This window comes from Flavobacterium jumunjinense, assembly GCF_021650975.2.
Lineage (GTDB): Bacteria > Bacteroidota > Bacteroidia > Flavobacteriales > Flavobacteriaceae > Flavobacterium > Flavobacterium jumunjinense.
Window position 1 is genome coordinate 2,902,480 of record NZ_CP091285.1, and the last position, 20,483, is coordinate 2,922,962.

At 31.4% G+C, this 20,483-nt stretch carries 12 protein-coding genes and 1 pseudogene; all 13 read left to right on the plus strand.

Annotation, left to right across the window (positions count from 1 at the left end; translation table 11 throughout):
• The first annotated feature begins 68 nt into the window (after window positions 1–68).
• Window positions 69–416 (plus strand): hypothetical protein, encoded by a 348-nt coding sequence (locus L2Z92_RS13040; RefSeq protein ID WP_236454082.1) that lies wholly within the window; start codon window positions 69–71, stop codon window positions 414–416.
• A gap of 15 nt (window positions 417–431) precedes the next feature.
• Window positions 432–941: pseudogene (locus L2Z92_RS21520) on the plus strand (MGH1-like glycoside hydrolase domain-containing protein).
• A gap of 325 nt (window positions 942–1,266) precedes the next feature.
• Entirely contained in the window at window positions 1,267–1,491 is a 225-nt protein-coding gene (locus L2Z92_RS13055) for a hypothetical protein (RefSeq protein WP_236454090.1), read from the plus strand.
• A 424-nt stretch (window positions 1,492–1,915) separates the two neighbouring features.
• The gene (locus L2Z92_RS13060) at window positions 1,916–3,859 is read left to right on the plus strand and encodes a CBM96 family carbohydrate-binding protein (RefSeq protein WP_236454094.1); all 1,944 of its coding nucleotides are present in this window, start codon (window positions 1,916–1,918) and stop codon (window positions 3,857–3,859) included.
• A gap of 86 nt (window positions 3,860–3,945) precedes the next feature.
• Window positions 3,946–6,519: a DUF5060 domain-containing protein gene (locus L2Z92_RS13065; protein WP_236454096.1), complete on the plus strand. Its 2,574-nt coding sequence runs from the start codon at window positions 3,946–3,948 to the stop codon at window positions 6,517–6,519.
• A 130-nt stretch (window positions 6,520–6,649) separates the two neighbouring features.
• A complete protein-coding gene (locus tag L2Z92_RS13070) occupies window positions 6,650–8,629 on the plus strand; it encodes an RICIN domain-containing protein (protein ID WP_236454099.1) in 1,980 nt (659 codons plus the stop codon).
• Window positions 8,630–8,750: 121 nt separating this feature from the next.
• The gene (locus tag L2Z92_RS13075) at window positions 8,751–11,684 is read left to right on the plus strand and encodes an RICIN domain-containing protein (protein WP_236454102.1); all 2,934 of its coding nucleotides are present in this window, start codon (window positions 8,751–8,753) and stop codon (window positions 11,682–11,684) included.
• A 147-nt stretch (window positions 11,685–11,831) separates the two neighbouring features.
• Window positions 11,832–13,304, plus strand: coding sequence for a hypothetical protein (locus L2Z92_RS13080; RefSeq protein ID WP_236454105.1), 1,473 nt, complete (start codon window positions 11,832–11,834; stop codon window positions 13,302–13,304).
• A gap of 22 nt (window positions 13,305–13,326) precedes the next feature.
• Window positions 13,327–14,082, plus strand: coding sequence for a T9SS type A sorting domain-containing protein (locus tag L2Z92_RS13085; protein ID WP_236454107.1), 756 nt, complete (start codon window positions 13,327–13,329; stop codon window positions 14,080–14,082).
• Window positions 14,083–14,271: 189 nt separating this feature from the next.
• Complete coding sequence (locus L2Z92_RS13090; RefSeq protein ID WP_236454108.1) at window positions 14,272–14,499, plus strand: T9SS type A sorting domain-containing protein; 228 nt, start codon at window positions 14,272–14,274, stop codon at window positions 14,497–14,499.
• 192 nt (window positions 14,500–14,691) lie between these two features.
• Window positions 14,692–17,439 carry a right-handed parallel beta-helix repeat-containing protein gene (locus tag L2Z92_RS13095; protein ID WP_236454113.1) on the plus strand — a complete coding sequence of 916 codons (2,748 nt, stop codon included), beginning with the start codon at window positions 14,692–14,694 and terminating at the stop codon, window positions 17,437–17,439.
• A gap of 197 nt (window positions 17,440–17,636) precedes the next feature.
• The gene (locus L2Z92_RS13100) at window positions 17,637–19,613 is read left to right on the plus strand and encodes a T9SS type A sorting domain-containing protein (RefSeq protein ID WP_236454115.1); all 1,977 of its coding nucleotides are present in this window, start codon (window positions 17,637–17,639) and stop codon (window positions 19,611–19,613) included.
• Between the two features lie 86 nt (window positions 19,614–19,699).
• Window positions 19,700–20,458, plus strand: coding sequence for an expansin EXLX1 family cellulose-binding protein (locus tag L2Z92_RS13105; RefSeq protein WP_236454118.1), 759 nt, complete (start codon window positions 19,700–19,702; stop codon window positions 20,456–20,458).
• The last annotated feature ends 25 nt before the right edge of the window (window positions 20,459–20,483 follow it).

Genomic DNA, 20,483 nt, shown 5'->3' on the forward strand with positions numbered 1-20,483 from the left:
TGTTCTAATGTGTAAATTTATAAGTTAAAACAAACAAACAAACATAAAAAAAAAATAAAAATGTCTTCTTGACATTTTTAATGACAGTGGTTACTTTTAGTATTGCTCAAGCGCAAAGAAGTTTTTATGTTAGCAGCACGGGGAATGATGGTAATAATGGAATTTTTCCTTCTTCGGCATGGAAAACGTTAAATAAAGTAAATAGTGCAAGCTTAACTGCAGGCGATGTTTTTTACGTGACTTCAAATGCTAGAGGAAAAAGTGGACAGGACAATGCTGTTCGTTTTGATGAAAGTATGCTGCTTAAAAATAATAAAACCGCTTTTTTACTCAATCAGGAAAGTGTCGATTTGAATTCTTTTTTATATGTTAAAAAAAACGAATTGTCTAAAATAGCCTTATTACTAGCCTTATAAACAGAAACAAAACAAATTAAAGCAGAAAGTGTAGCACTAAAAGCAAAAATTCAGCAACAATTTTGGGATAGCAATTCAGGATGGTTTTTTGATACATCATTAGACGGAAAGAATAAAATAAAAGTAATGGGTTGTGAAGGATATTTACCGTTACGGGCAAAAGTGGCATCAAAAGAACAGGCTGAGTTGATAAAATTAAATATTTTAAACGAAAGCATTTTAAACACCTATGTACCTTTACCAACTTTAGCTGTCAATGAACTAAAATTTGCACCCGATAATGGTTATTGGAGAGGGTCAATTTGACTGGGTCAAAGTTATTTTGTTGTAAAAGGACTAGAAAACTATGGATATATAAAAGAAGCAAATAGTTTGGCTAGAAAACTTATACATAATGCAAAGGGAGTTCTTAAAGTAGGAGAAGCAATTAGAGAAAACTATCAACCCCTTTCTGGTAAAGGTCTAGAGGCCTATAATTTTAGTTGGTCTGCAGCACATTATTTCTTGTTGCTACTAAATGAATAAGAAATAGCTAATTAAAAAATAAACTTTCTTCAATTGTATTACATAAAAGTGTTTAAAATAAAAAAAACAGAAATAAGAAAAATAATTTACTATCTACCAATATCATTGTAAATTACTTTAACATTTGTCGGGTTAAAAATATAAGGTATGCTAAATGTGCCTTGTTTTTGTATATTTTTCTTGAAATGTACCCCTAATGTACCCTTATTTTTTTGCAATACATTTCAAATGTTTATCAACTTTGCCCATTATTAAGTGATTGGGAAAACTTAATAATTTATACTATCAAAGCAAACAAATAAACAAACAAGAAACACTTAAACTAATGAAACAAATTAAATCAAAACATCGTTTGATTGTTTTATTGGCATTATTTAGAAACACTATTTATGTCAAAATACAATCAATTGGATTTAATCCAATTTCACTTGACTACAACACTGTGGGTATTATTGCGATCTATAATTACTTTAATTGGGGAATGAAAAGTGAAATAAAAGCAGTAATAAACCCACATTCTTTTATTTTTTATAAACAATTAGTTTACTAAAGAAAAGTATCATTTAGAGAATTAACAGTTATTACAATCTATTTCATAATATTTAAGGTTGTATTCATTGTAGGTATATTTCAAGAAAGTAGTGGTTTTTGTTTATACTATAGCAATGTCTGATTTATTGCATAGACAATACGTTATCATAATATCTGTTTTTTTTTGATTTAAATTTTAGATGTTTTTAGCCCTAAAATCTATTATAAATTTAATTTCTGTCTATAAGTAATAAATCATTACTGTTGATTCTTTATTGATGCCTTCTTTATTCTTATAATTTTTATAAAAAAATCATATCTATTTTTTTTACACTCTTTTTTGAGATGTTGTGTGCTGTAAAGTTGCAACTTATCTAAATGTGTTGTTATGCACATTTTTGAAAAAGATCATTGTGAAATAAAGAGCAAACAAATAAACAAACATGAAAACTATCAAAAAAATTAACTTAAGCATCTTGGGATTGATTGCTTTAGTGAGTTTACCTTCAAAAGTAAACGCGCAACAACGAGTTGGAGATCCAGGAGTAACATTTGATACTTCTAAATATGACCCTCGCTACCCACAAATGAAGGAATGGGAAAAAGCAGGAGCTTCTGAAGGAATTCCTTTTATTAAAGATTTACAAAAAGTAGAAACTATCAATAGTGGTGCAAATAGCGCAACAATCAACTCAAAGATTGCTGCAGCTGCAAGTTCGGCATCAAAAAGCAATCCTGTTTATATTTTACTTAAAAACGGAACCTATACAATTAATAGTCGAATTGTAATGAAATCTAATGTTTCATTAGTAGGAGAAAGTAGAACGGGTGTAAAATGTTTCATATCTATGACAAATGGAGATGCATTCAGCTTTTACAAAGTGAAAAATTGTGGAATTTATGATTTAACAATTGAAGGAAGTTGGGGAACACCAAAATATCCTTGGAATTATAGTCTGAATCAAAATGACGAACTTCCTTCAAATGATAATATATCTGTTAAATTTAATGATTCAGAAGATTGTTGGTTAGATAGAGTAAATATTATTAATTCAGCTAAAGACCCTGTAAGATGCCCTGCAAATCATATTACTTTAAGAGATTTAAAAGTAGATGGAGCACATAAAAAGGCAGGTGGTGCGCAGGGATATTTCTTTATTCAAGGAGCATATAATCTTATTACAGGTTGTGAAGTTACACATATCAGACACATTTCATTGCAAGGAAGTAATGTAGAATATAATGTGGTTTACGATAATGATTTCAAACAAGAAGTGAGTTTTCATAGTGGAGATAATGGAAATAACTTAATCGAGTTCAATAGAATAACATTACCCGCAGATATGCCAAACTCTAAGGCAGACACACCCAATGCACCCTATAATAATTCGAGTGAACCTAATTATTATGCAATAATGGGACCTTGGTCTATACAGCATCAAAATTCTAAAAATCCTAATTTCATTTTTAGAAATAACTGTAAAGAAGAGAATCATAATAATGCAACACCTTGGTCAAACCCAAATCTATTATACAAAGGACCAAGACAAGTAAAGCCAGCAGATCACGCTACAAATTTTCCTGCATTAGCAGCTTCATTAACTCCATCAGGAAGAACATTATATCCAGTGGTTTTAACTACATCAAGTAATGGTTCAGGAAATAACTGTAATAGTAAAGAGATTATTACTGTTATTGAAGATGCTTATTTACAAGGAACAACGCGTTTTAATACTGGAGATTTAAGAATTGAAAATGGAAAAAGAATTTCATATTTAAAATTTGTTGTACCAACAATTCCAGGAAATATTACCTCGGCAAAATTAGTACTTAATGTGTCTACAGATAGTGGAAATGGCTTAATTGAAATTTTTAAAGGAAGTTCGAATACTTGGACTGAAAATAATCTTTCTACAAGTAACAAACCAAATGAAGGTACAAAAATAGGATCATTAAATACAAATTATAATATAGGACAGTCCTATGAGTGGTTATTGTCAGGAATACATTCTGGAGAAATAATTATTTTAATTGTAAAACAAATAGGAGGTAATGATGTTTCATTTTCTTCTAAAGAAGGAAGTAATCAGCCAAAATTATTGCTCGATGTTGTATGTAGCTCAACAAATAAAAACAGTTATGAAGCCTCTACTTCTAACTCAAACAGCGTAAATCTTACAATGTATCCAAATCCAGCGAAAGACGATGTAACAGTTTCTGGTTTAGAAGTAGGTGATGAAATTTCTATTCATGATCTTCAAGGTAAAACGATTCAAGATTTAAAAGTAATAAGTACAGAACAGACATTGTCTATTTCTTCTTTAAAAGCAGGAATGTATATTCTAGTGGTTAAAGGAAAAAAACAATTAAAACTAGTAATTGAGTAAAGAAATAAGTAAAGCTTTTTTAAAGAAGAAAATCACTGTTATTAATCAAAACAAACAAACTTTTATTAATTTAAAAATTCACAATCATGAAAAAATTGAATTTTTGCTTTCTAGTTGTATTTTCCCTTTACGGATTAATACTAAATGCTCAAACTCCTGAGGGAGAATTAAAACGATGGCATAAGGTTTCCTTAACTTTTAATGGGCCAAATACAAACGAAACAGCAACTCCTAATCCGTTTTCAGATTATAGATTAGAAGTTACTTTTATACATGTAGGTACTAATAGAACCTTCACTGTTCCTGGTTATTTTGCTGCTTGTGGTAATGCAGAAGATAATAGTTGTACATCAGGAAATAAATGGAGAGTTCATTTTTCTCCAGACGATATAGGAAAATGGAACTGGACGGCTTCATTTAAGTCGGGTTCAAATGTAGCCATCAACGGTGGTGGAGTGAGTGGAGGATTTATGGATGGAACGTCAGGAAATATGACAATTTCAGAATCAGATAAATCGGGAAGAGATTTTAGAACCAAAAGTTTAGGGAGACTTAAATATGTTGGTGAACATTACCTAAAACACATTGGTACAAATCCATCAAACCCAAATGGACCTTGGTTTACAAAAGCAGGAGCAGATTCACCTGAAAATGCATTTAATTATACCGATTTTGATGCGACTCCAAATTATACAAACAACTTGAATAAAGTGGGTAATAAAACATGGCAATCACATGTGGTTGATTATGTTGCTACAGATGCTGCTGCATATACATGGAATGGTGGAAAAGGAAAAGGATTACTAGGTGCAGTTAATTATTTATCTAGTCAAGGTGCCAATGCAATGTCTTTTTTATCATGGAATACAGGTGGAGATGATGGAGCAGTTTTTCCACATATTTTACAAGGTTCAATTAGCGATTATGAAGGAACTGCTCGAAATGCACAATGGAATAAAATGCATAAAAATCGCTTTGATGTTTCAAAATTGGCACAATGGGAGAAAATAATGGAATATGCAGATAAAAAAGGAGTCTATTTGCATTTCAAAACGATGGAAACAGAGAATGATAATTTCATGGATGGTAATACTTTCGGAAATGAAAGAAAATTATACTACAGAGAGCTTATCGCAAGATTTGGTCATCATTTAGCTTTAAACTGGAACTTAACAGAAGAAACTACATTGCCAGATAATGTGGCCAAAGCGACTGCAACTTACATTAAAAATTTAGATCCCTACAAGCATCATATTGTAATTCATACTTTTCCTGATCAACAAGATCAACGATACAATCCATTGTTAGGAAATACAGATATTACAGGAGCATCAATTCAAACAGATAAAAATAAAGTCCATAACGATGTAAAAAGATGGCTTGAAAACTCTCGAAATGCAGGCAAAAAATGGGTGGTTGCAAATGACGAGCAAGGAAGTGCAGGAGAAGGTATTCGTGTAGCAAGTGAAGCTTCTGTAAGAAAAGATGTTTTATGGGGAACGCTAATGGCTGGAGGAACAGGTGTTGAATATTATTATGGTTATACAGAAACAGATGGCGATATTAACAACCAAAACCATCGATTAAGAGGCGATAAATACAAGCATGGAGGTTATGCAGTAGATTTTTTCAATACATACATGCAAGCTTATATGGTAGACATGGTAAGTTTAGATAATGTAACATCAGATTCAAATGATTTTGTTTTGGCTAAAACAGGAGAAGCTTATGCTGTTTATAGACCAAACGGAGGAAGTACATCTTTAAGTTTACCAACAGGAAATAATAACTATGAAGTACAATGGTATAATCCAAGAACAGGTGGTAATTTATCATCAAAAAAAACTTTAGGAAATAATTTAATTGCTCCAGATAATAATGATTGGGTTGCATTGATTGTGAAAAAAGACGGTTCAGGAAACGGAAATGGAAACGGAGGAGACTGTGAAAGTCAAATAACTATTAATGTGTTAGAAGACGCTTACTTACAAGGAACAACTCGTTTTAATACTAGCGATTTAAGAGTAGAAAGTGGAAAAAGAATTTCTTATTTAAAATTTGTTGTACCAACAATTACAGGAAATATTACTTCTGCAAAATTAGTACTTAATGTGTCTACAGATAGCGGAACTGGTTTAATTGAAATTTTTAAAGGAAGTTCGAATACTTGGACTGAAAATAATCTTTCTACAACTAACAAACCAAATGAAGGAACAAAAATAGGAACGTTAAATGCAAACTATAATATTGGTCAGTCTTATGAATGGTCATTAGCAGGAATTACTTCTGGAGAAACAATTACGTTAATAGTTAAGCAAACTGGAGGTAATGATGTTTCATTTTCTTCTAAAGAAGGAACAAGTTCACCACAGTTAATTCTTAATGTAACTTGTGCAACTCTAAGTAAGAATAGCGATGCAGACGTTACTTCATCTAATATTACAAAAGTGAAAGTATATCCAAATCCAATTGAAGAAACAACTACAGTTTCAGGCTTGAAAATTGGTGATGAATTAGTTATATATGATTTTTCTGGAAACAAAAAAGTTGTAGTTACTGCGAAATCTGAAAAAGAAATAATCGATTTCTCATCATTAAATACAGGGAATTATATTATTTCTATAAATGGGAAAACAATGATTCAAGTCGTTAAAAAATAATTAAATAAAAAAAATCTCTCGTTGAGTATATATTACATTTTTAATAGTAAAAATAATTCGTTTCCCACAGGCTTATTTTTACAAATACGCAACGAGAATTTTTAATAAACAAGTAAACAAATTATTAATTATGAAAAAAAGAATCGAATTCAGAAGGTTTTTAGGAGCTTTTCTATTATGTGTGTTAAATTTTGCTCATGCACAACCACCAGAACCCGAGTTAGGACAACGATGGGTGCGTAATGATCAGTATTCAGATGAATTTAACGGAACAAGTTTAAACTCCAATAAATGGAATAACACATTTTCAGGATGGCAAGGTAGGAAACCGGCATTCTTTAATCCTAGTTCAGTTAGTGTTGGAGGTGGAAATATGGTGATAAGAAATAAACCAGGTGTTCCAGTAGGAACGCAAAATGGCTATACAATCTCTGGAGGGGCAGTGCAATCTAAAGGAGAATCGGCTCATTATGGCTATTATGAGTGTAATTTTAAATCGTCAAAAATAAATATGTCTACTACTTTTTGGCTTTCTTCATCAAAAAGAGATGAGTTAAGAACGGCAGATAATAATGACTCTTATAGTCAAGAGTTAGATATTGCCGAAAGTATAGGTGGAACAGGTAATTTTAGTAGCGATTTCAGAAAAAAAATGAAATTTAATACCCATTATAGATTACGTAAAGATCCAGGAGCAGCAGAAATATTTTATTCAAGAGGGAACAATCAAGTTGAAATTAGAGATGGAGATTTACAGGGTGGAGATGCTTCTCTTAGAGGACGAACAGAAGCTTGGCAAGATTTTCATACGTATGGATGTTATTGGAAAAATGCTCAAGAAGCATCATTCTTTGTAGATAATGATTTTATAGGTTTAGTAAAGTTTAGAACAGACATTGTTTCTGATCCTTTCAAAGACCCAATGAAAATAAATATGGTAACTGAAACGTATAATTGGGCAAGACCACTACCTACGAATCAACAATTGAACGATGACAGTATTAACGCCTCTTTATATAATTGGATAAGAGCTTATGCAAAATTACCTGTGGATCAACCTACAAGTATGGATGATGAGAATGAGGCAATCTTCACGCAATCGGTAGATTTCAAAAATTTTGTAGACACTAGAAATGCAACTACTACTTATTCATTTCCTGTATTGTACAAATCAAACGCTGATAGAACAATCCGAATTGTCATTAAGAATAATAATGGTATTATTGTAAAACAACAAAATTATGTTGCATTAGCTGGTTTTGGCCACAAATCATTCACAGTAAATTTAAATAATGCTCTTGCTTCTGGTACTTACTCTATTTCAGTTGAACTTCTTAATGGTGCGAATGTAATTGCTAATAAAGTTCAAAATTTAACTATTCAAGGAAATAATAATCCAGATCCTACTACTCAATTAATTGCAAATGGAGAGTATACCATAGAATCTACATCTTCAAATCAAAGATTACTTTCAAGAGCAGTAGAAAACCACAATGCAGTAATGCATGACCCATTAGCATATAATGATCAAAAATGGATTTTTAATCATTTAGGAAACAATGTATACACAATTAAAAACAAAGGAACTAATAGATTTCTAGAAGTACCTTATGCTAAATGTGAAAATTTTGTTCAAGTGTCAACTTATACACAAGGTAGTCAAGACCATCAAAAATGGAAAATAGTACAAAATGGAAATGGTATTTACGGATTACAACCAGTACATTGTTTAACACAAGGGTTAGACAGAAATAATGGAACTTTAAATACTAATGTGCATACTTATTCTTATTGGTCTGGCAATACTAATCAAAAATGGAAAATCATTGCAGCAAATACATCTGCAAGGGTTATAAATACACTTTCTTCAACTATAGATTCTAATGTCAATATCTATCCTAACCCAGCAAAAGATTTTATTACTATAACAGGAATAGAAAATACAGAAAGTGTTTCAATTGTAGATCTTTCGGGAAGAATAGTTGCTGTTGAAAAACAAAAATCAGAAAATGGAATTGTTATAAATACAAGTCAATTAGAAGCAGGTGTATACATAGCATTAATTGCAAATGGAAACACTAAAAATTCATACAAATTTATAAAAGAATAAAAATCAAATATCAACTTTAATTGCATTAAAAAAAATTAAGGTTTTTAACATCAATCAAAACTTCATATTTAGTATTGATGCAAACAAATTTTATGTAAATAATAGATAAAAAGAACACAAAATGAAAACAATTTTTAAAATTTTACTGCTTATAGTATCATTTTCAAATGCATTTGCAAAAAACATATATGTTTCAAAAACAGGAAATGATAACAACCCAGGTACTCAAGCAGCTCCATACCTTACAATATCTAAAGCTGCATCTGTTGCGGTTGCTGGAGATATTGTGTTTATTGGAGGAGGAACTTATGAAGAGACTTTAAAACCTGCAAATTCAGGACAAAATGGTACCCCAATTACTTTTCAATCATTACCCGGAGAAAAGGTAATCATTACGGCTATGCAAGCTTTAAACGGTTGGACTTCGGATGGTAATGGGATTTGGAAAACTACCACAAACTGGGACCTCGGACAACGTAATTTTGTTATGAGAAATACTACTGTATTGGATTTAGCTAGGTGGCCAAATAATACTGATGGCGATCGTTTTACACTTAATTCTGAACGAAATGATGGTGGTAGTGCGAAAGAAGTAGATGCAAATGCTTTTTTAACAGATACGGATATTCCAAATTGGAATTGGTCTAATGGCGGATCTATACTATTTTACGGAGACAATACTGGTGCTGGTTGGTCAACATGGAAAGCATTAATTAAAGGTCAATCTCAAGGAAGAGTAAATTTTGATGCCAATAAAAACGTTAAATGGATTATGAAGTATCACCCACCTGTTTTCAAAGGGGATTTTTATTTAGAGGGTATAAAAGAAGCTCTAGATTATAAAAATGAATGGTATTTCAATCCAGCTAACAAAACTCTTTTTATTAAACTTCCAAATAATGCGCAACCAAAAGATGGTGAAGTGCAAATGTCAAGAAGAACTACAGCTATAGACTTAGAAGGAAGAAATCACATTCATATTAAAAATTTAGCGGTATTTGGAGGTTCTATTTTGATCAATGGAATCGGTAATAAAATTTCTAACTCAAAGGTATTATACGGAAGTATGACAAGAGGTATTGAAAAAGGTATTAGTACTGGTGTAAACGCTGTTTTTGTGAAAAAAAATGCTAGAAATACTATTATTGAAAAATGTGAGATTGGTTATGGAGATGGGTCTGGAGTCTGGGATTCTGGTAAAAACACAATTATTCGAAATAATTATGTTCATGATTTTAATTACGTAGGAATGTATGATGGACCAGTAATGGCCAGAGGTGGAGGTTCTAACACTAAAGTGTTAAACAACACAATAACAAAAGGAGGTAGAGATGCCCTTCAAATAACTAACCCTGGGTCTGAAGTGGCTTGGAATGATATTTCATTTAGCAACTTGATAGCAGACGATTGCGCGCTACTTTATACCATTGGTCCAAACTTAAATATGGATATTCATCACAATTGGTTTCATGATGCAATTGGAAGAGGTAAGTTATACAAGGCAGCGGGTATTTATATGGATAATGATGCTGCTGGTGTGCGTGTTTATAGAAATGTGGTTTGGAATGTAGAGTGGACAAACATTCAAATCAATTGGAACGGTAAAAATATTGATGTGTTTAATAACACACTTTGTAAAGCAGATAGAGGTACAATGGGAGCATGGCACAAAGCAGGAACAGCTTTTTCGAATGTAAAAGTATGGAACAACATTACAGATAAACAGACGACTAAGACTGCTGGTGGACAAGAAACAGAAACTACATGGGAACCTCAATCGGATAAGCAAAATAATATTGTAAGCAAAGAGTCTTTTGTAAATTGGGCAAATAACGATTTTCATTTGAAAGCAAATGCTCCTGCCGTGGATTACGGAAGAGTTATCACAGGCTATACAAATGGGTATAAAGGAGCTAAACCAGATGCGGGTGCTTACGAATTAGGTGACAACTGGGTTCCTGGCATTGATTGGAATATTGCTCAAGGTCCAAATAATATTTGTTATGGTCTACCAGGTGAAGGTTGTAACGGAATTTCAACACCAATAGTTGAATCGGTTGATTTTATTAATGCACCAGATAAGTTAGCTATTAATAATACGTATACTTTTAACGTTAATTATGCAGCAAATGAACCGAGAGATATAATTGTAGAAATTAAAAGCGCTTCAAATGTTTGGTTAGGACGAGCAAGAGTGAGTGTAGCTAAAGGTATTGGTACAACTCCAGCAACTATAAGTTTAGCAAATCCGCTAGCTTCTGGTGTTGGATACAAATTAAGTGTTTGGCTTGTACCAACTGGATTAGATTGGCAAGCAATTATTGTGTCTAATAATAAAGTGTTTGAAGTAGAGGCTCCTTTCTCACAATTAATTGCAAATGGTACTTATACTATAGAATCTACATCTTCAAATCAAAGATTACTCTCTAGAGCACTAGAAAATCATCAGACTAAAATGGTTAATCCAGGTAATTATAGTGATCAAGAATGGATTTTTAATCATTTAGGAAATAATATATATACAATTAAGAATAGAGGTACAAATAGATATTTAGAAGTACCATTTGCAAAATGTGAAAATGCAACACAAGTTGCTACTTATACAGATGCATTAGGAAATCATCAAAAATGGCAAGTTGTTGCAAATGGTTCAGGAATTTATGGATTAAAACCAGCGCATTGTTTAACACAAGGATTAGATAGAAACAATGGAACATTAAATACAAATGTGCATACCTATTTTTATGGAGAAAATAATGGAAATCAAAAATGGAAAATAATACCTGTCTTAACAACTAATAAACAAGTAGAGAACACAATTGAAAATAAGATTGTGCTATATCCTAACCCAGCAAAAGACATTATGATTATTTCAGGTGTAGAAAACGCAGAAAGCATTTCGGTAGTAGATCTTTCAGGCAGAAGAATAACAATAGAAAAACAAAAAACAGAAAATGGAATTTCATTAAATATTAATAACCTTCAACCAGGAGTTTATATAGCATTAATTACTGATGAAGAGAAAACCACATTATTAAAGTTTTATAAAGAGTAAGTCTAATAATACATAATTACAATGCCTTTTTGTCCCAAAAAACGGAATTACACATTTTAGACTTATAAAAGCTATAGAGTAAGTAATTACTACTTGCTCTATAGTTACTCTTAAACTTTAAAAACACTAAAAAAAATACTATCAAGAATGAAACAAAACAAAACAAATAGAACAAAAAGTAGCAATCCGCTAAGCGTAATGACGCTATTAAAATCGGCTTTTAGTCTTGCCTTTCTCTTGGCAACCCATACTGCGGATGCTCAAAATTCCTCTATTGGTAACATTACGAGGAATTTGAATGGAACCGCTATAGACTTCTATAAAGATCTAATTCCTAAAAATTTAAAAGCAACATTTTTACCTTCAGGAACAACCAATGCAGAAATTGTAGCAGCAACAAAAGCCATTAACGATTCCATAACATCGGCTTCAGCTTCAGGAGGAGGAGTTATTATTTTTAATAGAGGTACGCATACTTTAAACCAAATTAACCTAAAATCGAATGTTCGCTTAGAAATGAGACCCGGTGTTGTTTTTAAAATGAATGCCAGAGTATTATTTAATATTGGTAGAGAAGCATCAAGAATGCAAGATAAAGTCTATAATGTAGAAATAATTGCCAAGAATCCAAACAAGCGTTTTGTAATTGATGCTACAAAATTTGCACCCATAGCAGAAGCCATTCCAATTCGAGTTGCCTATGCACAAAACTTTGCAATATCAAGATTCACTATTTTAGACAACTTCACGAAGATTCCAGCTGTTTTCTTAATAGCAGACGATCAATATGTAAATGGAGCAAGTGTTGTTTCAACATTAAATAGAGTACCTTCCTTTGGTGTTGTTAAAGATGGAGATGTAGAAAATACAGCCGTTGGATATGCTTTAGTACAGCTTTTTAGTGGAAATAATGTATTATTAGAAAATCTTAAAAGTAAAAAAGGAATTACTGTACGTTTAGAAACAGGAAACGGAAAACCAGGAGATCCATTTAATGATATTGTAGACCAATCTTTTGGAAACATTCATCATATTCTTTTAAATAATATCGAAATCGAAGAGGGTTTTGCTGCACTATTTATGAAGCCACATTCTAGAATTTGTAGCGATATTGAAGCAAATAACATCAAAGCAATTAATAGTTTGTCGTCTGTTTATATAGCTTCAACCGAATTAAAACCTATTACTAAAAGAGGCCGATTTACTAATACTGTAGTTACAGGTGTTTCTTTTGCACAAACAATTCCAAATTCAACAACTAATTTTCCAGCAGATACAGGTTTAGAAGGACTTCGATTCATGTCGGAAGAATTCAGGCAATTAATAAAAGACCGGTTTGATAATTTAATTCCAAAACCAAGCAACTTTTTAGACGCTGTTCCAAAAGATCCAACAGAAGAACGCTATGTTGCACAACCTTTAGCACCTATTATGATGTTATCGCGTGTGAGTGCAACAAATTTAGGAGATCTTGCTTTAGGACGTTTTGATGTTAGCTTACCTAATCTTAATGATATTCAAATTACAGGAGGTATTTTCACAGGACCAAAAATAATTTATAGAGAATCGGCAAAAACTATTGTAACAGGTCAAATAGATCATAATTACATAAACGATTAGTAACAAATAAATTAAGAATAGCATGAAAAATATAAAACTAATAGTAAGTGTGTTTTTTATCTCACTTACAGCAATTTGTCAAAACACAATAAAAGTAGGCAATTCGAGATTAGACGGATACTCAAGTAAAGGAATGTTCTCTAAAAATTTTCTATCAGGAGTAAAATGTACTATTGTTGAAGAAGGGAAGTTAGAATCGATAAATTTGATAGGAAAAGGAACCGATGCCCAAGTGAAAATGGCAATCTATGATGATAAAAATGGCAAACCAAATCAGCTTATAGCAACAACAGAAGTAAAATCAATAACCAACGGAATTCTTTCGTTTAATATGTCTTCTTTAACTTTAAAAGTTGGCGATTATTGGATCATGGCAATATACAATCAAACAGGTCATCATAGCTATAGCAACACACAAGCAACAGCAAATGAAGTGTTTTATACTGCTTTAGATTTTGATAGCGAATTACCAGAAAATGCTTCTCAATTTCAGCAATATCAAGGGCACAGTTTTGCTTATTTTCTTGAAATTAAAGAAGACGAAGAAAGGGTGAATAACGAAATAAAAGTGTACCCAAACCCAACAGCAGATGTAGTTTTTATATCAAACGACAATGCGAAAAATACAAAAGTAGCAATCTATGATTGGTTTGGTAATAAGAAAAAAAGCGTACAATCTACAGCAACAACAATTCAAATACCCGTTCAAAATTTACCAAAAGGGAACTATATTGTGGTTGTAAACGATGAGGTTTCAATACAAATTATAAAAGAATAAAAAAAAATCTGTTGCGGTAATTGTTATCATCTTAAAAACAAACTTCTTACAACAGGTTTTTTTTAAAACTGTCTACTAATAGTGTTACTATTGTAGGCAGTTTTTATTTTAGACACTAAACTTAACATTTTTTTAGAATGCAATTCATTAGATTTTAACATAGTCTTTCGAATTAAAACGATTAGATAATTGAAAACTAGTTATTTAGATCTGATAATTGCATTGTTCTTTTTATGCAATAGTTGTTCTACCTCCGATTTAGATGAAGAGAGTAGTGCAAAAAACAATCATCTACTTACTGCAAAACAATCAGCAGCCTTCTATGATAATTTAGGAAGAAGCATCATTCGTAAAGAAATGACAAATGGAGTTAATAATTATAATATTGATTTGAGTAATTATAATTCAGGTATTTAGTTCTTAAATGCAAGATCTAATGAAGAATTTAAGACTATAAAAACAGCAAAAAACAAATGTACCCTAAATGTACCCCTAACATAGCTTTAATGTACTCTTTTTTCCGTTTTAACTGCCTAAAAAGTACTCCTACTATTTTGTTTCTGCTTTCTTCTAATGTATAAATTTATAAATTCAAACAAACAAACAAACATGAAAAACAAAAAAAGATTTTTTAAAAATGTCTTCTTGACATTTTTAATGACAGTGGGTACTTTTAGTATTACACAAGCGCAAAGAAATTTTTATGTTAGCAGCACGGGGAATGATGCTAATAATGGAACTTCTACTTCTTCGGCATGGAAAACGTTAAATAAAGTAAATAGTGCAAGTTTAACTGCAGGAGATGTTGTTAGTTTTAATAAGGGCGATGTTTTCTACGGAACTTTAAATGCTAGAGGAAAAAGTGGAACAGCAGCAAAATCCATTACTTACAAATCGTATGGTTCAGGAAATCAAGCTGTAATTAGAGCAGCAAGAAGTGTAACGAACTGGACAAGACATAATGGTAATGTTTGGAAAGCGAGTCTAGGAAAAATAAAGAATACTAGAACACCTTCTTTATTTTTGAATAACCAATTGCAACAAATAGGAAGAGAGCCTAATGAAAATTCAGCAAACGGAGGATATAGAGTTATTAATGCGCACAATGCTAATAATACTTCAATTTCTGAAGCTTTAAATTTACCATACGGAGCGAATAGGTTTCAAGGTGGAGAAATTACAATTAGAACAACAGATGATAATGTAAAAGTTGAAACTATAACGTCACATTCTGGAAATACAGTAAATTTTAGCTTATCGCAACCAGGTACTTCTTTTGAAAATGATATTGAAAATAATTTTGGATATTTTTTCCAAAACCATGTCAATACGCTTGATAGAAACGGAGAATGGGCTCATGATACTAATGCTGGTGTTTTATACTTGTATAGTACTACCAATCCAAATAATCTAAGTATCGAAATACCTTCAGAAGAAACTACAATAGATTTAAGTAATACAAAATACATTCAAGTCCAAGATTTAAGATTTGAAGGAGCCTTATCGCAAACACTATCCATGAGCGGTGCTCAAAATGTAACTATTAATGGTTGTTATTTCTATAATGGGAATGATTATTTATTATTAGGCTTTGGATTAAAAAATGTTGTTTTTACAAATAATGTTTTAAATGAAAGTAATAATTTAGGATCAAGATTAGAAAGCATAGATGGTTTAACTTTTTCTAATAATAGAATTACGAATATAGGAATGCGATCTGGTATGGGTGCGAGAAGCTTTATTGGTTATACTGGAATTCGTTTTTACGGAAAATCGGGTTCTGCTCCAATTCTAATTGAAAATAATGTGTTGGATGGAATTGGTTACCATGGTCTTCAATTTGGAGGTTCTAATTTTACAATAAGACAAAATGATATTAAAAACTTTTGTTACACTAAAGATGATGGAGGAGGAATATATTCTGTAGGTAATCGTGAAACAAATAACAGTGTTTATAAAAATTTTGTGCACGACTCTCAAGGTGCAATTAGAGGAATTCCACAGAATAGAGGGGTAAAAACAGCAGGAATCTATTTTGATAATGATTCTCAAAATCAGTTAGTATATGATAATACAGTTTATAATATTAACGGTTGGGGATTAATGGCAAACTTAACGAGTAAAAGTACTTATAGAGACAATACGGTTTATAATTGCGATTATGGTATCGTTTTATCTACATATAATAATAGTTTTGGAGTTGGAGGAAGCGTTGCGCAGTCTACTAATAATACAATAGTGAGAAATATATTATTTGCAAAAGAATCTTCACAATTTTGCGCAAGATATACCAATCAAATTACAGCTAATGGATTCAATACTTTCTTAGGGAATGTTAACGCAAACTATTATTGTCAACCTTTTACAGGAGGAAAAGAAATTAGCGTTAGAGCAGGAAACCAGACATCTGAGTATTTAGTATCTCAGTTTAAAGCAACCTATCCAAACTACGAGAGTAATGGAAAGAGTGCTCCCGTAAAGTTTAGTTCAGGAACCAATCCGAATTCAGTTTTAAGATTTGAAGTAAACAATACAGGTACTTCCAAAGTAATTAATTTAGGAAGCACGAGCTATGTAGATGCGAAAAATGCAGCTTATTCTGGAAGTGTTACACTTGCTCCGTATACTTCTTTAGCATTATTAAAAGGAGGAAGTTCTACACCTCCACCGCCAAGTCAGTTGATTGCGAATGGTTCTTACACTATAGAATCAATTACATCAAATCAAAGATTATTATCTAGAGCATTGGAAAATCATCAGACTAAAATGGTTAATCCGGGTAATTATAGTGATCAAGAATGGGTTTTCAATCATTTAGGAAATAATATATATACAATTAAGAATAGAGGTACAAATAGATATTTAGAAGTGCCATTTGCAAAATGTGAAAATGCAACACAAGTTGCTACTTATACAGATGCATTAGGAGATCATCAAAAATGGGAAGTAGTTGCAAACGGGGTAGGAATTTATGGATTAAAACCAGCGCATTGTTTAACGCAAGGATTAGATAGAAACAATGGAACATTAAATACAAATGTGCATACCTATTTTTATGGAGAAAATAATGGAAATCAAAAATGGAAAATTATTCCTGTAGTAGTTGCAAAAATGACAATTACAGACCTTACTAATAGTTCAGAAATTAAAATGTATCCAAATCCTGCAAAAGATTTTTTTGTATTAGAAGGTGTTTCTGTTGGAGATATAATTACCATTTCTGATGTTCAGGGTAAACAAATCATGAATATTACAGCAGATCAAGCGAATCAAACAATTATAGTTTCTTCGATAAAATCGGGAATGTATTTCGTTACTGTTTCTGGTAAGATACAGAAAAAATTAATTATAGAATAAATATAAATAACCCACATAGTAATAGAATTATGGCTGTGTGGGTTTTTAAATTTTTTATCCATTTAAAATTAAAATAAGAAGAAAGAAAACTACTTTAGAGTACAAATTTTTCAGAATTAAAACAAATTTCAAAGAAATAGATAAATACTGCGATTAACCAAAATCATTTAGCAATATGTATTTAAAAAAAACTATTTATGAAAAGAATTTTGAAAATCGGAACATTAGCATTGTTCCTTTGTGCTGAGTTAATCAGCGCACAAGTTGTTACGTCTCATGTGAATGCAGCCAACACACTTTGGACCAATTATGGTAGAAATGGAGCGAATCCAACGCAATTGCCCAATGCAATTCCATCAAATGTCTCAGTTGCCAATTTAGATAAGGTAACTATAGCACCTAATTATGCTGCTTTGAAAACTGCAATGGAAAATATGGCAGCAAATAATGGAGGAGTTATTTCTTTTAATAACCCTTCTAAAGTTACAATTTCTTTTAATGATATTATTAATATTAATAATGCAAATGGGCCATTAAAAACAATAGTAATTCAAGGTAATAATAAGATTACTTTTAATGGAAGTAATAAAACGAGCATATTTGTAGTAAGAGGTAATTTGAGATTAATAATTCAAAATGCAATTTTTACTAATTGTAAATTAACAAAAGCAATTGTCCAAAATAAATCTAAATTTAGAACGGGTGGTGGAGCAATAGAAGTAGCGCAACCAGCTTCATTACGAGTAAGAACTTGTCAGTTCTTAAATAATACCGTTGAAGATTATGATGGTGTTACAGAAAACCAAAATGGAGCAGCAATTCGTTTTAATAATTACACCAGTGGAGAAGTTTTCGATTGTACTTTTAAAGGGAATAAAGCAGTAACAGGTGGTGCTATTGCAGGAACTTCTATTAATAAATTAATAGTCATTAACTCTACTTTTGACGGAAATATTTCAAACGGATATTCTTCAAAAACAGGAACGAAAAGAACTGTTGTAGAAGGAGCAGGTGCGATTCGTGTAGATAGAACAATTAATCCAATTGAAATTTATGGTTCAACATTCGTTAATAACTCAGCGAATCAAAAATGTTCTGTAATAGAAACTTTCATTTATCCAGTTCCAGCTCCGGGAGTGCCTCGTACAGCTAATACAGTTGATAGAGGAACCTTTCCAGATGCAACAAAAGGAGTAAATGCCCTAATAATGGATGGCTGTGTTTTTAGAAACAATAAATTCTATAATTATGTTGGTGCGGTTAACCCAGATAGAAACGCATTTTTCAGTGGTCCATTATTGTTACAATCGGGAGAACCAGGACCTTTAACGAACTTTACAAGAGCTAAAGTCAAATTAACGAACTGTGTGTTTGATAATAATCAATGTGGAGAGGCGAATATTAGAATGATTAACGATTTTAGTATTACTAATACTATTTTTGCTAACACAAAATATTTAAACCTTACAAATAGCGCTGGTCGCTATAATAGAGGAGCGGTAATGTTACAAAGGATTCCTTCAGGAGGAAATTTTGACAGATGTACTTTCTATAATAATGAGCCAAGTACTGCTATGCATCAAAATGTTACTGCGTCAGGTATTTTTTCTTTTCAAAGTGGTATCGAAAATATCGTTACAGTTACTAATTCTATTTTTTTCAGAACAAATTCGAATGCAGCTTATCGTCAAACAGTAAAACCATTTAAAGGTTTTGGTAACAATCAATTTATCCCTGGTGCAAACATGAGTCTTTTTGATAAAGTAACAGTTAATAATTCGAATACAACCAATCCGAATATTACTCCACAAAATATTGACAATATGTGTTTAGGAGTAAATTCTTTACCGTTAAATATTGGAGGATTGCCAGATTGCGGTTCAAATAAAGCAGATTTTGAAGAAGAGTCTACATTAGAAGAATTGAAAACTAAAGATGGTGTATTGGTATATCCAAACCCAACAAATAATGGATGGGTTGATATTCAGTTATCATCAGAAATCTATACCAATTTTGAAGTGTTTGATAATTTAGGAAGAAGTATCATTCGTAAAGAAATGACAAATGGAGTTAATAATTATAATATTGATTTGAGTAATTATAATTCAGGTATTTATTTCTTAAATGCAAGATCTAATGAAGAATTTAAGACTATAAAAATAGTAAAACAATAAGGATTTTAAAAAAGAGAACTAGTCAGATATGCTAAGAGAATAAATGTCTGGCTAGTATTTTAATTAATTTGTAAAAATATCAACATATGAAAAAACTAATATATACTACAGTAACAGTTGGTTTATTGTTACTCGTTGCTTGTTCACAAGACGACACTATTATGCAACAAGATGAAAAAGCTACGAAAGAAGAAAATTATAATTTTAGTCAAAAATTAGCTAATATTTATAAAAACACATTTAACGGAAGTGCAACCTTTTACACTTCTAATGGTATGGGGAATTGTTCTGAAGAATACCCAACTAGTCAATTGTATGCTGCAATGAATAATTCTCAATATAATAATAGTAATGCATGTGGTTCCTACATAGAAGTAACGAGAAAAGGAACCAATAAAAAAGTTATAGTTAAAGTTTTAGATCAATGCACAGAATGTCCTTACGGTAATGTAGATTTATCAAAAACAGCTTTTTTAAAATTAGGTACCGAATCCGAAGGAATCATTCCAATAACATGGAAGTTTGTAAAACAACCGAATAACAATAAAATAGCAGTAAGAATAAAAACAGGATCGAGTAGATACTATTTTTCATTACAAATTTTAAACCATAGATATATGGTTCAGAAAGTTGAGGTTAAAAATCATTTAGGAGTTTATGTAACGATACCACGTCAATCCTACAATTATTTTTTAGATTCTAATGGCGTTTTTGATGGTAATGGACCAGACGGTCCTTACGATGTAAGAATAACAGATGTTAATGGAAGCGTTGTAAACACGAGAATTAATTTAACAATTAACACAAAAATAACAACAACTGTTCAGTTTCCTGTGTCTAATTAAATTGAATACGAATGCGGCTTATAAC

Excerpts from the sequence above, each read along its gene's own strand:
- L2Z92_RS13095 (WP_236454113.1), top strand. The coding sequence starts at position 14,692 with ATGAAAAACAAAAAAAGATTTTTTAAAAATGTCTTCTTGACATTTTTA.
- L2Z92_RS13085 (WP_236454107.1), top strand. The coding sequence starts at position 13,327 with ATGAAAAATATAAAACTAATAGTAAGTGTGTTTTTTATCTCACTTACA.
- L2Z92_RS13075 (WP_236454102.1), top strand. The coding sequence starts at position 8,751 with ATGAAAACAATTTTTAAAATTTTACTGCTTATAGTATCATTTTCAAAT.
- L2Z92_RS13060 (WP_236454094.1), top strand. The coding sequence starts at position 1,916 with ATGAAAACTATCAAAAAAATTAACTTAAGCATCTTGGGATTGATTGCT.
- L2Z92_RS13105 (WP_236454118.1), top strand. The coding sequence starts at position 19,700 with ATGAAAAAACTAATATATACTACAGTAACAGTTGGTTTATTGTTACTC.
- L2Z92_RS13070 (WP_236454099.1), top strand. The coding sequence starts at position 6,650 with ATGAAAAAAAGAATCGAATTCAGAAGGTTTTTAGGAGCTTTTCTATTA.
- L2Z92_RS13100 (WP_236454115.1), top strand. The coding sequence starts at position 17,637 with ATGAAAAGAATTTTGAAAATCGGAACATTAGCATTGTTCCTTTGTGCT.
- L2Z92_RS13065 (WP_236454096.1), top strand. The coding sequence starts at position 3,946 with ATGAAAAAATTGAATTTTTGCTTTCTAGTTGTATTTTCCCTTTACGGA.
- L2Z92_RS13080 (WP_236454105.1), top strand. The coding sequence starts at position 11,832 with ATGAAACAAAACAAAACAAATAGAACAAAAAGTAGCAATCCGCTAAGC.
- L2Z92_RS13055 (WP_236454090.1), top strand. The coding sequence starts at position 1,267 with ATGAAACAAATTAAATCAAAACATCGTTTGATTGTTTTATTGGCATTA.